The organism is Paenibacillus sp. LK1 (assembly GCF_002750415.1).
Taxonomy (GTDB): Bacteria; Bacillota; Bacilli; order Paenibacillales; family Paenibacillaceae; genus Paenibacillus; species Paenibacillus taichungensis.
On record NZ_PEII01000003.1, the window covers coordinates 19,790 to 35,941 of the forward strand.

At 37.3% G+C, this 16,152-nt stretch carries 22 protein-coding genes; 7 read left to right on the forward strand and 15 right to left on the reverse strand.

Features of this window, described 5'->3' with window-relative positions:
- Positions 1-70 precede the first annotated feature (70 nt).
- The 3 genes from CS562_RS07040 to CS562_RS07050 form a co-directional block, all read right to left on the reverse strand.
- Complete coding sequence (locus CS562_RS07040; RefSeq protein WP_099854683.1) at positions 71-364, reverse strand: hypothetical protein; 294 nt, start codon at positions 362-364, stop codon at positions 71-73.
- Positions 365-853: 489 nt separating this feature from the next.
- Positions 854-2,362, reverse strand: coding sequence for a DEAD/DEAH box helicase (locus CS562_RS07045; protein WP_125477257.1), 1,509 nt, complete (start codon positions 2,360-2,362; stop codon positions 854-856).
- A gap of 823 nt (positions 2,363-3,185) precedes the next feature.
- On the reverse strand, positions 3,186-3,497 hold the full coding sequence (locus CS562_RS07050) for a hypothetical protein (RefSeq protein ID WP_099854687.1): 312 nt from the start codon (positions 3,495-3,497) through the stop codon (positions 3,186-3,188).
- Between the two features lie 437 nt (positions 3,498-3,934).
- On the opposite strand from CS562_RS07050, the gene CS562_RS32850 reads away from it, so the two are divergent.
- Both CS562_RS32850 and CS562_RS07055 read left to right on the forward strand, forming a co-directional pair.
- Complete coding sequence (locus CS562_RS32850) at positions 3,935-4,084, forward strand: hypothetical protein (protein ID WP_180287062.1); 150 nt, start codon at positions 3,935-3,937, stop codon at positions 4,082-4,084.
- A 103-nt stretch (positions 4,085-4,187) separates the two neighbouring features.
- Positions 4,188-5,045 (forward strand): hypothetical protein, encoded by an 858-nt coding sequence (locus CS562_RS07055; RefSeq protein WP_099854688.1) that lies wholly within the window; start codon positions 4,188-4,190, stop codon positions 5,043-5,045.
- 13 nt (positions 5,046-5,058) lie between these two features.
- Here CS562_RS07055 and CS562_RS07060 read toward each other — a convergent pair whose 3' ends face one another.
- The 6 genes from CS562_RS07060 to CS562_RS07090 all read right to left on the reverse strand — a co-directional run bounded on the left by CS562_RS07060 (position 5,059) and on the right by CS562_RS07090 (position 8,485).
- Positions 5,059-5,298, reverse strand: a complete 240-nt coding sequence (locus tag CS562_RS07060) for a hypothetical protein (protein ID WP_099854690.1) — start codon at positions 5,296-5,298, stop codon at positions 5,059-5,061.
- A 476-nt stretch (positions 5,299-5,774) separates the two neighbouring features.
- Positions 5,775-6,149, reverse strand: coding sequence for a hypothetical protein (locus CS562_RS07070; RefSeq protein WP_099854694.1), 375 nt, complete (start codon positions 6,147-6,149; stop codon positions 5,775-5,777).
- A 40-nt stretch (positions 6,150-6,189) separates the two neighbouring features.
- The gene (locus tag CS562_RS07075) at positions 6,190-6,471 is read right to left on the reverse strand and encodes a hypothetical protein (RefSeq protein ID WP_099854696.1); all 282 of its coding nucleotides are present in this window, start codon (positions 6,469-6,471) and stop codon (positions 6,190-6,192) included.
- Positions 6,449-6,655, reverse strand: coding sequence for a hypothetical protein (locus tag CS562_RS07080; protein ID WP_099854698.1), 207 nt, complete (start codon positions 6,653-6,655; stop codon positions 6,449-6,451). Before CS562_RS07080 ends, CS562_RS07075 begins: the two co-directional genes overlap by 23 nt.
- Positions 6,656-6,804: 149 nt before the next feature.
- Complete coding sequence (locus CS562_RS07085; RefSeq protein ID WP_099854700.1) at positions 6,805-7,740, reverse strand: hypothetical protein; 936 nt, start codon at positions 7,738-7,740, stop codon at positions 6,805-6,807.
- Between the two features lie 268 nt (positions 7,741-8,008).
- Positions 8,009-8,485, reverse strand: a complete 477-nt coding sequence (locus CS562_RS07090) for a hypothetical protein (protein WP_099854702.1) — start codon at positions 8,483-8,485, stop codon at positions 8,009-8,011.
- 181 nt (positions 8,486-8,666) lie between these two features.
- Here CS562_RS07090 and CS562_RS07095 point away from each other — a divergent pair, with 181 nt between their 5' ends.
- The 4 genes from CS562_RS07095 (at position 8,667) to CS562_RS32855 (ending at position 11,112) form a co-directional block, all read left to right on the forward strand.
- Positions 8,667-8,927 (forward strand): helix-turn-helix domain-containing protein, encoded by a 261-nt coding sequence (locus tag CS562_RS07095; RefSeq protein WP_257219416.1) that lies wholly within the window; start codon positions 8,667-8,669, stop codon positions 8,925-8,927.
- Positions 8,928-9,067: 140 nt separating this feature from the next.
- Positions 9,068-9,610 carry a helix-turn-helix domain-containing protein gene (locus CS562_RS07100; RefSeq protein WP_180287063.1) on the forward strand — a complete coding sequence of 181 codons (543 nt, stop codon included), beginning with the start codon at positions 9,068-9,070 and terminating at the stop codon, positions 9,608-9,610.
- Between the two features lie 264 nt (positions 9,611-9,874).
- Positions 9,875-10,657 carry a helix-turn-helix domain-containing protein gene (locus CS562_RS07105; protein WP_180287064.1) on the forward strand — a complete coding sequence of 261 codons (783 nt, stop codon included), beginning with the start codon at positions 9,875-9,877 and terminating at the stop codon, positions 10,655-10,657.
- Between the two features lie 293 nt (positions 10,658-10,950).
- Complete coding sequence (locus CS562_RS32855; RefSeq protein ID WP_180287065.1) at positions 10,951-11,112, forward strand: hypothetical protein; 162 nt, start codon at positions 10,951-10,953, stop codon at positions 11,110-11,112.
- Positions 11,113-11,178: 66 nt separating this feature from the next.
- On the opposite strand, the gene CS562_RS07110 is transcribed toward CS562_RS32855, so the two are convergent.
- A complete protein-coding gene (locus tag CS562_RS07110) occupies positions 11,179-11,442 on the reverse strand; it encodes a hypothetical protein (protein ID WP_099854708.1) in 264 nt (87 codons plus the stop codon).
- Between the two features lie 824 nt (positions 11,443-12,266).
- A complete protein-coding gene (gene nrdR / locus CS562_RS07120) occupies positions 12,267-12,734 on the reverse strand; it encodes a transcriptional regulator NrdR (protein WP_099854712.1) in 468 nt (155 codons plus the stop codon).
- Positions 12,735-12,849: 115 nt separating this feature from the next.
- On the opposite strand from nrdR, the gene CS562_RS07125 reads away from it, so the two are divergent.
- Positions 12,850-13,071, forward strand: a complete 222-nt coding sequence (locus CS562_RS07125) for an alpha/beta-type small acid-soluble spore protein (protein WP_053783555.1) — start codon at positions 12,850-12,852, stop codon at positions 13,069-13,071.
- A gap of 107 nt (positions 13,072-13,178) precedes the next feature.
- Here CS562_RS07125 and CS562_RS07130 read toward each other — a convergent pair whose 3' ends face one another.
- From CS562_RS07130 to mutM, 4 genes are all read right to left on the reverse strand, one after another.
- Positions 13,179-13,742, reverse strand: a complete 564-nt coding sequence (locus CS562_RS07130) for a lytic transglycosylase domain-containing protein (RefSeq protein WP_063568107.1) — start codon at positions 13,740-13,742, stop codon at positions 13,179-13,181.
- Positions 13,739-14,335: a dephospho-CoA kinase gene (coaE, locus tag CS562_RS07135; protein ID WP_099854714.1), complete on the reverse strand. Its 597-nt coding sequence runs from the start codon at positions 14,333-14,335 to the stop codon at positions 13,739-13,741. Before coaE ends, CS562_RS07130 begins: the two co-directional genes overlap by 4 nt.
- A gap of 9 nt (positions 14,336-14,344) precedes the next feature.
- Complete coding sequence (locus tag CS562_RS07140) at positions 14,345-15,118, reverse strand: manganese efflux pump (protein ID WP_099854716.1); 774 nt, start codon at positions 15,116-15,118, stop codon at positions 14,345-14,347.
- 154 nt (positions 15,119-15,272) lie between these two features.
- Positions 15,273-16,103, reverse strand: coding sequence for a DNA-formamidopyrimidine glycosylase (gene mutM / locus CS562_RS07145; RefSeq protein ID WP_099854718.1), 831 nt, complete (start codon positions 16,101-16,103; stop codon positions 15,273-15,275).
- Positions 16,104-16,152 lie beyond the last annotated feature (49 nt).

Below are 16,152 nucleotides of genomic sequence, written 5' to 3' on the forward strand. Positions count from 1 at the left end.
GAGTAAATCATGAACTGTTTATCTAGGCTAATATTTAAAACCTCCAGTATTATTTTATTATTTTTTAGAATTAATTTACACTGTATTTAGCCATTAACCAGTAACCTTTTTTATAGTTTGGATTAACAGATCCATCACTCAATGTTTCTCTTTTGTCGAAGTAAATCCCATTAATAGTGAATGGCAGATTGTTATCATTAAAGTATTCATTGATCAACTTGTACCCCTTCTGTAGCTTGTGTCCGGCATCGGTCAAGTAAATCATTTTCGCTAATTCAACTTGATCTTTCTTATATAGTCTCTTGTTGATACGTTTGTCTAAAAACTCCTCCAAAGCAGACTTTTCAAATTTATTGTTTTTCATTTATAATTCTCCCTTACTATTTATTATTTATTGTTATTGATACTCATTAAAAAGAAGTAAACCAAATGACAGACACAACGGTTTTTGTTGTGGATGAAGGTGAACGACAGCCATGGAGTGAAACGGAATGGATCTCGTCACCTATTATTATTGATGTGTTAGTGATAGTAATCAGGAGGAAACTCTATCACCATCCTAATTAAATCACTTCGCTACGCTCGTAAACGAATTAATCAGCCTGCCGCCGTTTCCTCCTCTTGCCATTGGCAATTCACCTCCTTTGCGGCTCCATTTGGTACATTTGTGTTGCATAATAATGCGACAAAGAAATTACATAAACGTTGATATCAATAGGTTTTTATGTACTATTACATCACATTTGAAGTAACACTATAATAGGTTATTGCATAATAATGCGACAAATTATGATTAAAATCGTTGATAATACAGGCAATTTTGAAATATGTATATTTCTTCCTTATTCCATTTTCAACAAATATGTTTGGCTAGAGTCCAATATGTCTTGTTAAATTTGGGATTGGGGCTACCATCTACTAACTTACGATTACCATCCCTATTTTTGTCTCTGAGGTGATAGGGCATCTTATTGTTCCTAAAATATGAATTTAAGGAGTCACAACTTTTCTGTATTCTATTATAATTGTCTCTTAAACCTATTTTAGAGATTAGCTCTTTCTGTTCTTCTTTATATAGACGCTGCCCAACAATATTATCTAAGTAATCATACAATCCTGTTATCTTACAATGATCATCAATAACTGAAACTGAAAATTGCTGTAGTTTGTCTTGCAGATAGTTCATAAATCCATTCTCCTCTGAAAGCATTTTATCGTAAATTTTGATATCATAAAGAACCTTGTAGAGTTTAATTTCATTAACAACTTTTTCGTACTCCAATGAATCACCTATGTTTCTGTCATAAATCAGCCTATTGGAGGATGCTTCGTCATTCTTGGAATATTTTCTTATGTACATGGCGGTGTCATTATTTTTCAAATAGAGAGCTGGTTCAATTAACTCTTCTGCCAACTTTTTCTTTCTGTATATCTCCTTATTTGTAATACTTTTTACTATTATGTTCACCTTGTCGTGACCGTTCAAACTTCTCTTTCTTCCGATACACTGTATGAGTATATCTATATCTTCAATATCACAGATTATGTATTTGATACTCTTATCCTTAAAATTTATTCCATTGTCCAAAGTCGATGTTGTGAACAAAAACTGCTCTTTAAACATTTCAGAATTCAGCATTTCTTCAACCTTATCTTTCTTGACATACCTTTTGTACGCCGAATTTCCAGTTTCAGAACAAACAAAAACCGAATCGCTGAATTTTTTATGTAATTCATATGCTCTAGTTGCACTTTTAGTGAATACAATTGCTTTGTTCTCTTTTTTAATACTGCTTAGGAACTCTTCGAGGACTTCTTCACTTCTATAAAAACTTAAACTTCTGATATTCGTTGCACTATTTTCTATTTTATACATTCGGTGATCAATACCAATCTTCTGAAAGTATTCAATTGTTGCATCCGCTGTTGCAGACATAAATATTCGAATTCTATTGTTATCTTCAATTATGTTCTTAAATGAGTCTTCAGTAAATTTATTGAATTTAGATTCAGTAAGAAAATAGTGAAACTCATCAGATACAATGTATTTGTAGCTCTCATATATATATGTCTCATTTCTACGTAAAACACTTTCAATTGACTGGTAAAGGACTATATCTATCGTATCCTCTTTGTTATCCTGTTTAATTTCGTTTGTAAATTGATCCTTGAGTCGTGTTCGGTTAAGGAGAAACAGTATCTTAGTTCCTTCACGCTTAGCCTTCTCATATAGAGTGTTCTTGATGAAGTATGACTTGCCTACACCAGTTCCAGCTTCAATTGTGATAATCTCGCCTTGCTGCCATTGTTCATACTCGTTTCCTATGATATCTGTTACTGTACGTCTCTTTTTGGGAGTCAGTCCATTGTCCTCCTTTTTGTATTCGGTATGATCACCGTAATCTCATTATAAGTGATAAAATAACATGTGTCAATCTGTATCTTTATTCTTTACTTAAAAGGAAGGGAAAATTCCAGTCGTAAATTGAGGGAACAAGTGTAAGAAACCAAGCCAATAAAGGATATATGGTTAAAATGAGGTAAGTAGAGTCGCGAAAAGGCTGTAATATCAATGTTTTTGAGCTGTTTTAGTGTAATTTTGGGTGAAATTGAGTGAAAATTGATGATAATTAGAGTGGAAAAACGTTGATATATAAGGAGTTTAGCGACTGGAATAGCGACTGGAGTGGGTGAAAAACAGGGCAAATTTGAGGTGATAAATAATTCAGAGTCTCGGAGTGGAAGTGCTAGAGGATATTTTGGAAATTTTGCCACCTTTTTGAATTTTTAATACCCCCCTACCCTGTTTCTAGGTACTACACAAGGTATATTGTGTGGTATCTATCAGGTATATAAGGTATATTATGTACCTGATAGGAATTGGATAGAGATGACATATTATTGAACCAGATTCATTTTAAAATTGGAAAAAAATTGGGAGAAAATCAGTTTTTTCAGGCTGTTTTTTACTGTTATAGTACAGTGGACTCAGCCAAAGGGTAACAGTAAAATCGGAGGGGAAGTATTCAATTGTACACAACTTGGTTTACATAAATGTATTATCTCATCTACTCGCCTGTACTAAATAACTATTACTCACTGTATTACTCCTATTCTCATGGCTTAACTCTAATCATCAATACTAACCAGCTTGGCTATCACTCCACTGATCTATCCTATCTGCATCATAGCCAGTCCAGTATGCTGCTTATATACTCTGCCAGATCCAAATTACCATCTGCTCTCTCTAAAGTTGCAAGTGACAATATCGATTCTTGAATACAGATTCTCATTTCCGATTCCACATATTCAGGTTCCAACTTCTCATCCCGAATTATAATTTCATTTTCTTCAAATCCATTTTCAATTGCTGTATATGTATTCTGGGACTTGTCTATTCGTACTTCCACATCGTATCTTAGCTTGCTCTTTGTCTTAATGTGCATGTGCATAACAAGTGTATCACCATCAGTATAGTAGCTATCTAGCCTAGCCATCTCATCACTTCCTTTTAAAATCTAAATTGCAGATAACAATTTAATATCACACCTTTAAGAATAAATATATATCTTTACATTATAAAATAACATGTGGTATAATAGATATAGGTTAAGGGAAGGAGTTGAGAACATGGACCCTTGGCAAAAGATAGCAATCATCGTATCTATCCTAACATTCTTACGGCTAGTGTATCACGACATCAAAGAATACATAGCTAAACGTAAGAAAGCCAAACAAAAAAAGCGCAAACGTTTTTCTCAGAAACGTAAGCGCAAATGATGGACAGGCTCACCCAAGCCTGATGACTATGACGGAGAGGAAACAAACACCTCTCCACTTTCCCTTAACCTATAAAGTAATTGAGTAAAGTATATAATAGTTGTTGACTATAGTCAATGTGTGTAGGTAATTCTAATGTGAGGAGTGTTAACAAATGAATAAGGAAGCATCATTGAGACTGTCTATTGCTGCCATCTTCTTAGGTACTTCAGTATTCTTAACCAATACTATTGCAACTGTTATTGTATCATTGGTTGGGCTGTATGCTTTAGTTTCTGGCTTTATATATGCTAAACGAAAATAGAATCTCAAGTATACATAACCTTCGGCTCACTTCATGTGGGCTTATTTCTTTATGGTAGTGTGTGGTATACTGTAATATACGAATAAACTAAGGAAGGTGTTACATGACGAATAATGATTATGAGAAATTAAAAGCACTTAGTAAAAGTATGTCTGTTCTACGTGGCGAACAAATAAGCGCACTTTCAAGGGTCGCAAAAGCTCTAAATCAATCTTCTGTAACTAAGATGGTGGGACAGATTAGTATGGTTAATAATTCTCATCGTCTAAGGGCTTTGGATAGATTATCAAATTCTGTGTTGGCTGTTTCTTCAATAGGATTAGATATGTCTAAGTATGAGCCACTCTCTAAATCATTAATGGAACTTTCTAAAGTAACATCCTCACCTTCTTACTTAAGCACAATACACGAGCTACAAAAACTTGGAGACATTTTAAAATATACAACTCAAACTTTCTATGATTCACCTTCATATAAGGCAATGATTAACGCATTTTCAAACATTGATTATAATTCCATACAAACATTTATAGATACCATCCCTGAAGATATTTCCTCAGATATCAAAAATATCGAAAACGAAATAGAGAATGACCCAGAAACTAAGGCTCACTTTCAACCAATACTAGACAGTATGGAGGAAGTATTATCTTCTCAGGTTGGAGCAGAAATTGATTTTAGTAAAACAGGTTTCAATAAAACTAGTATAAATATATTCATGTATATTCTCGTACTATTATTTCAAATCTATGTACCTAATTGGTTAATACCAGATCCAACCGATGATCTAGTGGACGAAACCAAGCGACATAATGCCGTTATAGAGCAACACAGCAAGGAACAGGTTGAGATAAGTAGAGAGATGTTAGAGGTACAAAAAGAACAGCTCAGGATTAGCAAAGAAAAATCGGATTCAGATAAGTCTAAACATAAAACACAAACAAAAAAGGACTCTAAATGAGTCCTCTTATTTATTATCCAATCAATTTTACTATCTGTGCTGCAATCTTATCTGTTACTTCACTATGTGGTTCATTCGTGTACTTCCTCATGGCATCAGTCAGATAGACCGCCATCTCATATTTCTCCTTGTGTCCATGCTTCTCGTACAGCCTTCCACTATGTACCGTGTTATCACCATGCAATGTAAAATCGGCATCGAATCCGTTTGTAAATGTACTTGTTACTGTTGCGCTTGTTACTTTAATAATCATCATTGCACCTCTTTCTTTTATGATTATAATATTATTATTTTATAATTACAATCCATATATTTATTGTTGTTTAACTATAGTCCACTTATTTCATTCATCAATTGATTGAAGTCAACTTCATAATCTTTACTGGAGTCCAACTCCCTCAACCTCTTTTTGAATCTTCGAATCTTTTTCAACTCGTCCATAGCGATTGATCTGTCATCAATAAACTGATTTCTATCTGTTAAGATAAATGTAACTTCCTTACACTTCCTATCTAGTTTACACTTGGCTGCTTTCAAACGATCTTGAAACCTGATTCTGTCACCTTTAAATCTTCTTGTTGTATTCTTAGTCTTGTATGTTCGATAAGGTACAACAATAAGTTTTAGTTCCATAATCTCATCAAATAGTGTAACCATCACCTTATGATTCCTAAGCAGAAGTGATAAGAGAGTCCAACAACCATCACTACATAAATAACGCCCATCCAATTATTCTTTATTTTTGTCATTGATGATGTTCTCCACAAGATCATTGATCATTCCAAGCCTATCATCTACCTTGTACACATCAAGTAGTATGCTGTCGAATATGTTTTTCATAGCTACATCATTTTTATTACTACGATCAATACCAATAGATTCAGACAATGCGGAGTTGATTGGCTTATACCGATCTGATGTTAACCTTGTTTTATCCACTTGAATTGCGAGAATCAGATTTGACAATGGTTCTTTGCAATACTTATCTACAAATTCACGCATTGCAAAGTATCTCTTTTCTGTCCAATACTTCTTATCCTCTACTGACAACTCTTCATAATCGGCAATATACTTGCTGTTGTTCGAATTGAACGTGTATTCCATTGATATCATCCTTTCATATTAGGTGTAGGCAATTGTTTGTTCACAGATTTAACTCACCATTGGAGAATATTTCGACAAATACATTAAAATCAGTAATTTTAAATTTGGAAACCTCAACTTGATTATCAAAATCGATTTCCCATTCAAAACATCTGATCACCACAAGATAGTCCTGATCCCTCATGTACTTGACCAATACCTTACCCTGTTCCAGTTCATATTCTGTAGCATACAGGTACTCTACATCAGGATTTTTTAACTCATAACTATACATCGCAATTTTCACACGTTCATGGGCTTCATAGTACTCTTTCTCTTCCATATTCGACCTCCTTTTCAACGCTGCCTTTATTGATTACTATTAACAATTTTTCAGCTAGTGCAACAAGCGAATCAGTGAAGATAATTAATATAGTCGTGTTGTGTATGAATGGTGGCAAATACTTAATCACTAGTTCAAGGGTGGACAGGACAATGTTGTTAAGCAGGATTAAAAGTTTGTTCATGATTACCTCCTCTTTCCCAACTTAATGGGAATGTATATATTAGTTGTTAGGTGAATTGTCCGAATACAATGTTTCTCATTACAATACACTGTTGCATTGTTCAAATATCTGGTTCTTCGCAATAAGTTGCGAATGAAAGTGTCATTTCATCAAGTATGTGAGATAGATTTAAAATGCTCGTATTCTCTTAACTTTTTAATCGCTAACCTCGCTAGATTCTCCTTTTTATCCATGAAGATTAATTCAATATTGGAGTTTTCCAGACGTTGGTGTAGGTTTAAGATGTCGGCCTTACTTTGTTGTGCAATTTTACCCACACTTTTTAATTGATTTATGAACGCCATATCTGAAAGATACAGCCATACCTTAGCAAGATTTTTACTCTCTATGTAATCTAATGCAAGATTAACAGAAGCAATTTGAAGGTATTGAGGTTTACTAGAATGATTCTTCTGTTCCTCAGTTAATTCAATAACATGATCTACTTTACCCACATCTTTGTGTTGCACTATATAGGAAAGATATCCATGGTATCCAGAACAATAAATCTCTATGGCTTCTATTGCTGGTATTCTGTATTGATCCTTTGCCGATTTAAAATCAACATGGTAAATGAAATTTTTAACATCATCATTTTTTATGGATTTAATCTTGTCCCATTCTTTTTGAATATCATGAAAAGAGACATTGTTTTTAATGATGTACTTAATCGGGTTATGATAATCAAACACCAACTTAACGTTATTTAATGCTAGAAGCATCTGTCTCACTCGATGGATAAGATTTTTGTACTTAACTGAAAATCTAGTGTAATCAATATCCATGTTTAAAGCTTCACAGTTTAACTTGCTATCAATGGTAATAAGTGCATCTTCAATGTTTAATAATTGAAGTTTACTAAGGCATCCAATCAATGCATAAAGACTAGCCAAATGTCTTCTTTCGTATAAAAGCTTTGGTGCATGACTTGGATTGAGACTTGAAGCCAAGACGGTTTTATTATCAGGAGATGCAATTACATATGAGTATGTATTGTTGTCAGCACCTACAAAAGCCTTGTACATGTACTTATCATTTAAATTCATTCAACTTCCTCCAATTTGTAATTAAAATAGCGATAAATAGCAAGATCAAATATGTTATACTATCATTCATATATATTGCTCTTTCTTCATCTGGGGAGATGGTATTTACAGAGAGAGCAATATATATGATTTAAAACGTTGTTACATGAATTTTTACATTACTATGTTGCTTGTTCGAGTACGATGTTTATGTATTAAGTAAATCTTTGGTGAACTATTCTCCTCGAAGAGATCTAACTTGTGCCTGTCACGTCGTGCTTGCACGACTTTATTTAAAATAAAGTATTTGCATAGCTCTGTTCAAATGAATAGTGCTATCATTTTGTTTTAACTTGACCAGTTCTCTAATGTCGATGTTCCATTCTCTGATACGCTCCAAATGTACAAGAACAACGCTATGCTTAAAGTATTCTTTCAATGCTTGAAGTGGATTAAGTAAGTACATGTCAAGGAATGATTCATCAGACATTGGATTGAAAAGAAGTTGCTCTTCTCTCATTCTATGAACAAGGTCGAATACCTCAAGTGCAGATGGGTCATAGTTAATACGCATCATAAATTGGGTGCGGAGCTCCTCAGTGACCAAGATTGATTTAATATCGGCAATCAATTGAATAGCCTTTTTGTTTACATTGCAATCTGTGAAGAGTTCTTCAAACGTCCAAGTAAATTGGGAAGAAGTTGTCATTGTAGTTTGCTCCTCTGCTTGTGGATTTGTGGATGGTTTGTTGTTCATGAGTGTCATATGTATTGTCTCCTTTTGATTTGGATTGAGTTGTGCTTAACTTGATAATCTTATTATATATCGAATTTCGTTAAATGTAAATAGTTAATCTAAATTAATTTATCATTTTTCGATAATCTATATTTAATAAGTAACGTGTGTTACAATGGTAACTATAGTAACTACATAATGAGGTGTTGAGTTGGCAAAGATCGAAATCAATTTAGATACAATTCTCGATGAGTTAAATATAAGCAAGAACAAACTCGCCGTTGAAGCCAAGTTACGACCGAATCTTATTACTGAAATGTCAGATGGTAAGACCAAAGCGATTAAACTTGAGACTCTTGGAACATTACTTGATACAATTAATCGAATTTCATTTGAGCAAGATGGACGAAGATATGATGTTGCAGACTTATTCAACTATACTCCAGATGTAATAAGAGTTCGTTTCAAGTGATTCTCTTGCATATCCACCAATACTCTGTTAAATTAAAAGTATCCATTTTGGATATCTAATTAAAACTAACTATGCAATTCGGATACTTTTAATCAGTATATATCCGTTTTGTTTATTTTTCAATAGGTGGAGGAATCATTTTGGATATTTTTTCTGCAAGACTGAAATTTACTAGAGAAAAATCAAAATTAAGTCAAAAAGAAGTGGCTGAAATGGTAGGTATGTCACCCCAAGGCTATGGTAAACTGGAGCTAGGAACCAGAGAACCAAAACTTGAAGTTTTAGCGATGTTTCCAAGCATTCTTAATGAAAGTACAGATTTTCTTTTAGGTGTGAGAGATTTTGATACAAAGGCTACCAGATATTATGATGAATACATTCATCTTGTTACCAAAATACAAATGACTATTAATCGTATCAACGAACTTAAAGAGGAAAAACTTTCTGCTGATCCAAACAGCGGAACTACTGGCATGTTCTTTGCATCGAATGATCACATTGTAAGAATCTATCTTGATGGTGTTAGTTCCGATGAAGACCGCAAAGAAAAAATAAAAAAAAGAATGCTTAGTTACTTGGAAACAATACCATATATATCTACTGAAACTTTTGACTATATAAACAAAAGAGCCAACGAAACGGTTGAAGCACTAATCAACGAACATAAGAAATTCAAAAGATAATTACGTACTTAACAACTTCATTCTCAAATCGTATAAGGCAAGTATAGTCCCTTCTCTGTTCTATGGAGTTGGGATTTTGTCGATTAATGAGATAAAATATGTCGAATCGTGATGAATTATGTATTAAAACTCTGGATGTAAACTGTTGTAAATTCAAATTTACAAAGCTATAATGATAATATATCTCCAGCAAGATTCAGTGTCAATCATTTTTGTAAATTTGAATTTACAACTTTACAATTTCAATTTACAGGAGGTGCCGTATTGCAAACTTTCTCTTTAAATAATCAACTTGGGAACCTTCTTAAAGAACTAAGAACGCAAAAAAAGTGGTCACTACGAAAAGCTGCTGAAGTATCAGGAGTTAGCCACACATATATAAATAATCTTGAAAAAGGAATTGCTGCTAATGTGTCTCCAGAGCAAATAAAAAAGTTGGCTAACGCTTACGGACACTCATACAATGTTTTAATGATATTAGCTGGATATAAAGATGAAACCGAACCAGTAAAATACAGTGAGTTGAGCAATGAAATGCAAGAAATCTTTGGAGAGGACTATTTTAGTACAGAGGAGTATTACGAATCTCTGAAGCATGTTGTAATTCACGAACCAGTTGAAGAATGGATAATACCTTCTGAACTTAATGTAAAAACATTTGGTGATCGGTTAAAGTTTTTAAGAGTGAAGGCCAATTTATCAATTAATCAGCTATCTAAGATTATTGTTGGTGAGCATATTAAAGCAGGATTCACTGTATTTAAAAAATATCCACCCTTTCTAATTGAATCAATAGAAAATGACGAAGAAGAACCAACTCTGTCTTTCATCATTGCGGTTAGCGATTATTTTGACGTTTCTGCCAATTGGTTGGTTGATGGAGAAGAAGATAAATTAAATGAGGATAAAAAAAGCTTAGATATAAATGAATACCGAATAGAGATGGAGAAACTCGCTAAAGAGATTATTCTCGATGAAACAATCAACAGATTACTTGATAAAAAAATTAATGAATCGAAAGTAAGTCTGAATGGTGAAAACTACTAAAAAAATAAGACCCTTTTGGGGTCTTTTTCCATTTACCATGGCAGGATAAATATCTTAAAATATAATACAGCGATTGCTGCAATAACAATTAAGCTGTTAATCAATATAGTTCGTATTTTTACTCTTTTCATCTTGTCATCCCCTGTTGTCCAACATAATACTACATGTGGTTCCTCAAAAATTGAGGAGCCATTTTCTATGTATACATTCTGTTACCCAAAGGGTAACAACTAACTCTAGCATACATAATCTAAGATAACATTACAATACATGTAATAAATTGGAGTTGTAACATGAAAAAGGGATCGTATGTTCTAATTATTGGTGACTCGTTAGCCTTGATAGGATTCGTTATGGAGAGGTTTGGAGTGGATTTGAAGTATGTTTACTCTGTACTTGTTACGGCTCTTATACTGTTGATTACGGCTGTATGGATGGCTGCTAAAGGTAAATGAGGGTTCTTCATATTGTAAAAAGCCTGTATTTATAGCAAACTTCTTCAATATGCAGAACCCAAATACCTATTCAATTGAATCCCTATCCCTTTTCAACCGTCTAATTTCGGTTAATTCCTTCCTAATCGCTAATACACGCTCAAGTGGTATTGCGGGGTTCTCAGCTTCTTTTACTAAGCGGGAGTATCGTAGGTTCAGTTCGATTAATTCCTTTTCAGCTACTCCCTTTGGGATAATTGGTTTGTGTACTACTTTGGGCTCCCTACCCTTTATTGCACGAGTACGTTTCAACTTCATTATCTGCTCAAACATGCTGTCTTCAGAGTGCATTGATTTCATTCCTTATTTCAGTGATGAGCTATATTATAACATAAACATTGTCAACGGATAGATTTGTCCAACGAGTAGCCCCCAAACTGAGGGTAACTGAGTTAGGTACGTGTTGTACCTAAGTTGACCCGTCAACCTTGGCGGTCGATATGGTTGACAGCGATCATATACAATTACTCGGACATATGATCATGTGTTTATTTAGTTTTCGGTTTCGGTGAAACGCCGAATCCGATACCTGAAAATTAAGGATTCCTCACAAACAAAATAAAAAGCCCTCTAAGGGGCTGTATTTGAGAAGTCAGGTTTCATATATCCAAATTGAGTCATCAAGTATCTCCAAACTGATTCCACCAGATCGGCTAGTCCATTCCACATTGTTTGATTGATTTCGCTGAAACTTGGGATGTACTTATAGAGTAAAATTGCTAATGCTGCGGTTCCAAGAATGAAGAGGTATTTAATTGCATCCAATCTAATTGCGTGTATTGTATTCATCTCCTTGATATTTATAGGGATATTATACCATGAGAAGACTGGAAAAAAAAGCCACGCTTTAGGCGTAGTTTCTAAATTGCTTTGTTATGTACTTTGGTAGTGTTTCTAGTAAGCGGGGTCTCCCAGCTGAGCTAAGGCCCCAAATTATGAATATAACAAGTTGTCCAAATCTGCAATGCTCCGCAGGCGACTCCTATATCATATAAAATACAGCTTTTGCTGTCAACAACTTTTTCTTGAAGCTAAAGTGATTGGAGAAGAACAACCTTTTTACTGGAACACACAGATGGTAACCCCAGAATGCTCTTCCCCTTTTACCCGTTTCACTAATCCGCGTTGTCATCTTTGGACAATAGGGATTTGAGTTCTTTCATAAACATATTGATGTCTTTGAATTGACGGTACACCGAAGCGAAGCGCACATAGGCTACTTCATCCACTGGAAATAGCTGTTCCATCAGTAGTTCGCCAATCTGACGGCTCTCTACTTCAGCATCGGCTGTATTTCGCAGAGACTTCTCTACCTCAGATACCATCATTTCAAGTGTCTCCACAGAGACCGGACGTTTCTCACAAGCCCGGATCAGGCCACGAAGAATCTTGTCACGGCTAAATTCCTCACGACTGCCGTCCTTCTTGATGACGATCAGCGGTGTTTCTTCCACCATTTCAAAAGTTGTAAATCGACGGCTACATTGCTCACACTCACGACGACGACGAATCGATTTCGATTCATTGGCCGGCCTTGAATCAAGCACCTTTGTGCCCAGATAGGCGCAATAAGGACATTTCAAATCAGATCACTTCCCATGTTTTACTTTTTACCAGAAATTGCCTACATGCATTTAGTTATGAAAATCGTATTGCCGACACATAATACTTTTACCAACCGCGAGGAGGTGAACAGCAATGGCACAAAGCAATGGTAACTCCAACAACCTGGTGGTAACTAAAGCTTCCGCAGCTCTCGAACAACTGAAATATGAAGTTGCTCAAGAACTCGGAATCAGCATCCCACAAGACGGATACCAAGGTAACATGACTTCTTACGAGAACGGTTCGATCGGTGGATACATCACGAAGCGTCTGGTAACAATTGCAGAACAGCAATTGGCAGGTCAATACCAATAATATCTGCATCGTAATACGGTACACAGAGGAGCATGGAGCGGCCGGTGAACAACCGGCCTGCTCGGTGCTTCTACTTATTTTAGACCATGAATCCAGATTGTATTAACTTAGAACGTATTATAGATCTTTACATACTGATTATAATAATAAATGACGCGTTGTACATAGTGCCGGGTTTCACCAAACGGAATATCTTTGACCGTCTCGAATGAACCATCCCATACGCCATCCCTTAGCCATGAGTTCACTTTACCTGGACCTGCATTGTAAGCAGCAATCATAGCCGCTTCATTCCCGTCAAATTGATCTGACAGGTTGCGTAGATACCAGGTACCCAGCTGAATATTCCTTTCAGGCTCGTGCTTCAATTCTTCCAGTGAGGTGCCCGGAATTTTGGCCTGCTCCATAATCCAGTTAGCAGTGTCAGGCATTAGCTGCATTAACCCGATGGCACCTCTCTTGGATTCCTTGCTTGTCTTGAAATTGGTCTCCACCTTGATGATGGAAGCGATGAGAAACGGATCAACCTCATAACTCTGAGACTGGGCACGAATCTCTTCCTTATAATGAATCGGATAGAACCATGACATCCAATTGGTATTCAGGAACAGCACCAATACAAAAGACACAAACATCAACAACAATACCCGTTTCTTACGCAGCAATCTCATATTAGGCCCTTACGATGCAAAAAAGAAATGAGTTGCTGCTCCGTCTCTGACCACAAGCCGCTGTTATCAATAACCACGTCAGCACGCTGCTTCTTATCTTCAATATCCATCTGCACGTCGATACGGGCGTCTGCCTGTTCCGCCGTCATTCCATCCCTGCTCATCAGTCGTTCCCGCTGCACTGATCTCGGAACGTAAACAACCATCACTTCTTCGAAGCCATCCTCCAGCCCTGACTCGTACAATAACGGAATATCCGATACGACCAGCTTGTCCGGATGTTCAAGCTCATACAGTGCAGCGCGCTCGCGCATCTCCTTGCGGATCGCAGGATGTGTAATCGCCTCAAGTGCCTTACGTTCCTCTGGATTCTGAAACACAATACTGCCAAGCTTTTTCCGATCCAGTGTTCCGTCCTCATTCAATATGGCTTGTCCGAAACGCTGTACAGCCGCAGCCAAAACGGGATGCCCGGGCAGCATTACTTCCCGGGCAATAACATCTGCATCAATGAGCAACGCTCCCTTACTGGCGAGAAAGGCGGACACGCTGCTTTTGCCTGTCGCGATCCCGCCGGTTAAGCCAATATTCATTATTTCACCTCACAACAACTTCATTATTCCCATAAACATTAATAAAAGCGCAGGTAATACAGATAATCTTCGCATCCACCGCAAAGCAGCAAAGCGTAATCCAACTTTCATGCCCAGAGACAGAAATGCCCCGCTGAACAACGCAATAACTAATGCTGTCCACAAAGTTGGGAATCCCAATAACGCTGCCCCTAACCCTGCACCGAAAGCATCCAGAGAAAGGGCTATACCAAGCCACATCGCTTCTTGGACGGATATACTGCCCGAGTTATCCATATCTGCCTTCGAGGGACTCCGCAGAATTTGTATAACTACACCCAGCTTCCGCAGCTCAAGTGTAAAGACCATTCGTTCCAGAGATCCTCCAGAAGCAGATGGCTCAAGTTCAAGCGCGAGCACCTGATTTCTGCCCTTCGGCTGAGCTTCTGGTGAGGCTTGCGTACTACTGCGGATTGTTCCTGCTCCTGTTCCCTCACCCACTCCATTGTCCGTTTCCAGCTGTTCCTTGCCCCGTTTTCGAATGAGTTGCAGCAACGACCATGCGCCAATACCGATCAGAATAACCGCTCCAACAATTGAAGCCACGTCCGGAGATACGACATGAGACAGCAGCACACCTACTTGCATCGATAATGCAATAACCAGACCCGAACAGATGGAAATGACGACAATGGATAACAGCGGAATTTTAGTCCTCCGCAGCCCATATGTAATCCCGACCCCAAAACCATCTAAACTAAGCGCCAAAGCAAGCGCCATTAATGAAATAAAATGATGCAGCACCCCGGATTCCTCCCCTGTGCGGAACTCGTTCCAACTGGCGGCTGCCAGTATGGGTATACGCCCGCTTATTTCTGCCATATCAGTATATGGAGGGAGGAATCCAAGGGTGCTACAATTTGACGATTTCGTTCATGCTACCAAACCCATCAACGATTTAGGGCAGCGGTTGACAGTTTGGACAGTAATGCGTTCCCCTACCGCCTACTACACTCTTCTCGATTAATGTGCCACACGTTGCACAGGGTTCAGACTTGCGTCCATATATTTTCAACTGATGCTGGAACATTCCCATCTCGCCCTGTCCATTGACATAGGACTTAATGGAGGAACCTCCTGCATCCACCGCATCCTGCAGCGTAACTACGATCGCTTCATGCAGCACGGTTAACTGGGCTTCGGTCAATGTCTTGGCAATGGTCTCGGGATGAATACCTGCGCGGAACAATGCCTCGTCCACATAAATATTCCCGATGCCGACCACATATGCCTGATTTAACAAGACGGCTTTGATTTTGGTCGTTCGTTTGCCAACAGCATCACGGAATGCAGCTACAGTAAACGCAGGATCAAGCGGCTCCAGCCCCAGTTTTAACAAAGGTTTGGATACCAGTTCCTCCCCTGCATTGAAGAGATGCATTGTACCGAATTGACGGACATCCTTGTAACGTAATTCTGTACCATCGGTAAAGTGAAAGATAACATGGGTATGCTTCTCCACTTCCTCATGCTGTTGGTACACCCCGTACCTGCCTTCCATCCGCAGATGGGAGACAAGCACCAGCCCGTCCAGCAAAATACGCAAAAACTTGCCTCTGCGCTCCACACCGATCACGGTATGTCCCTTAAGTTCCATTGCAAATGCATCTATGTCGTCCGGCCGCTGAATAATCCGCGGCAAGCTAACGGTAACGGAGTCAATGGTCTTGCCAACAATAAGTTGATTCAATGTTCTTCTGACTGTTTCGACTTCCGGTAATTCCGGCATGATGTTCTCACCTCCCCTATATTATAACGGAAGATGGCGCTCAGCGGGA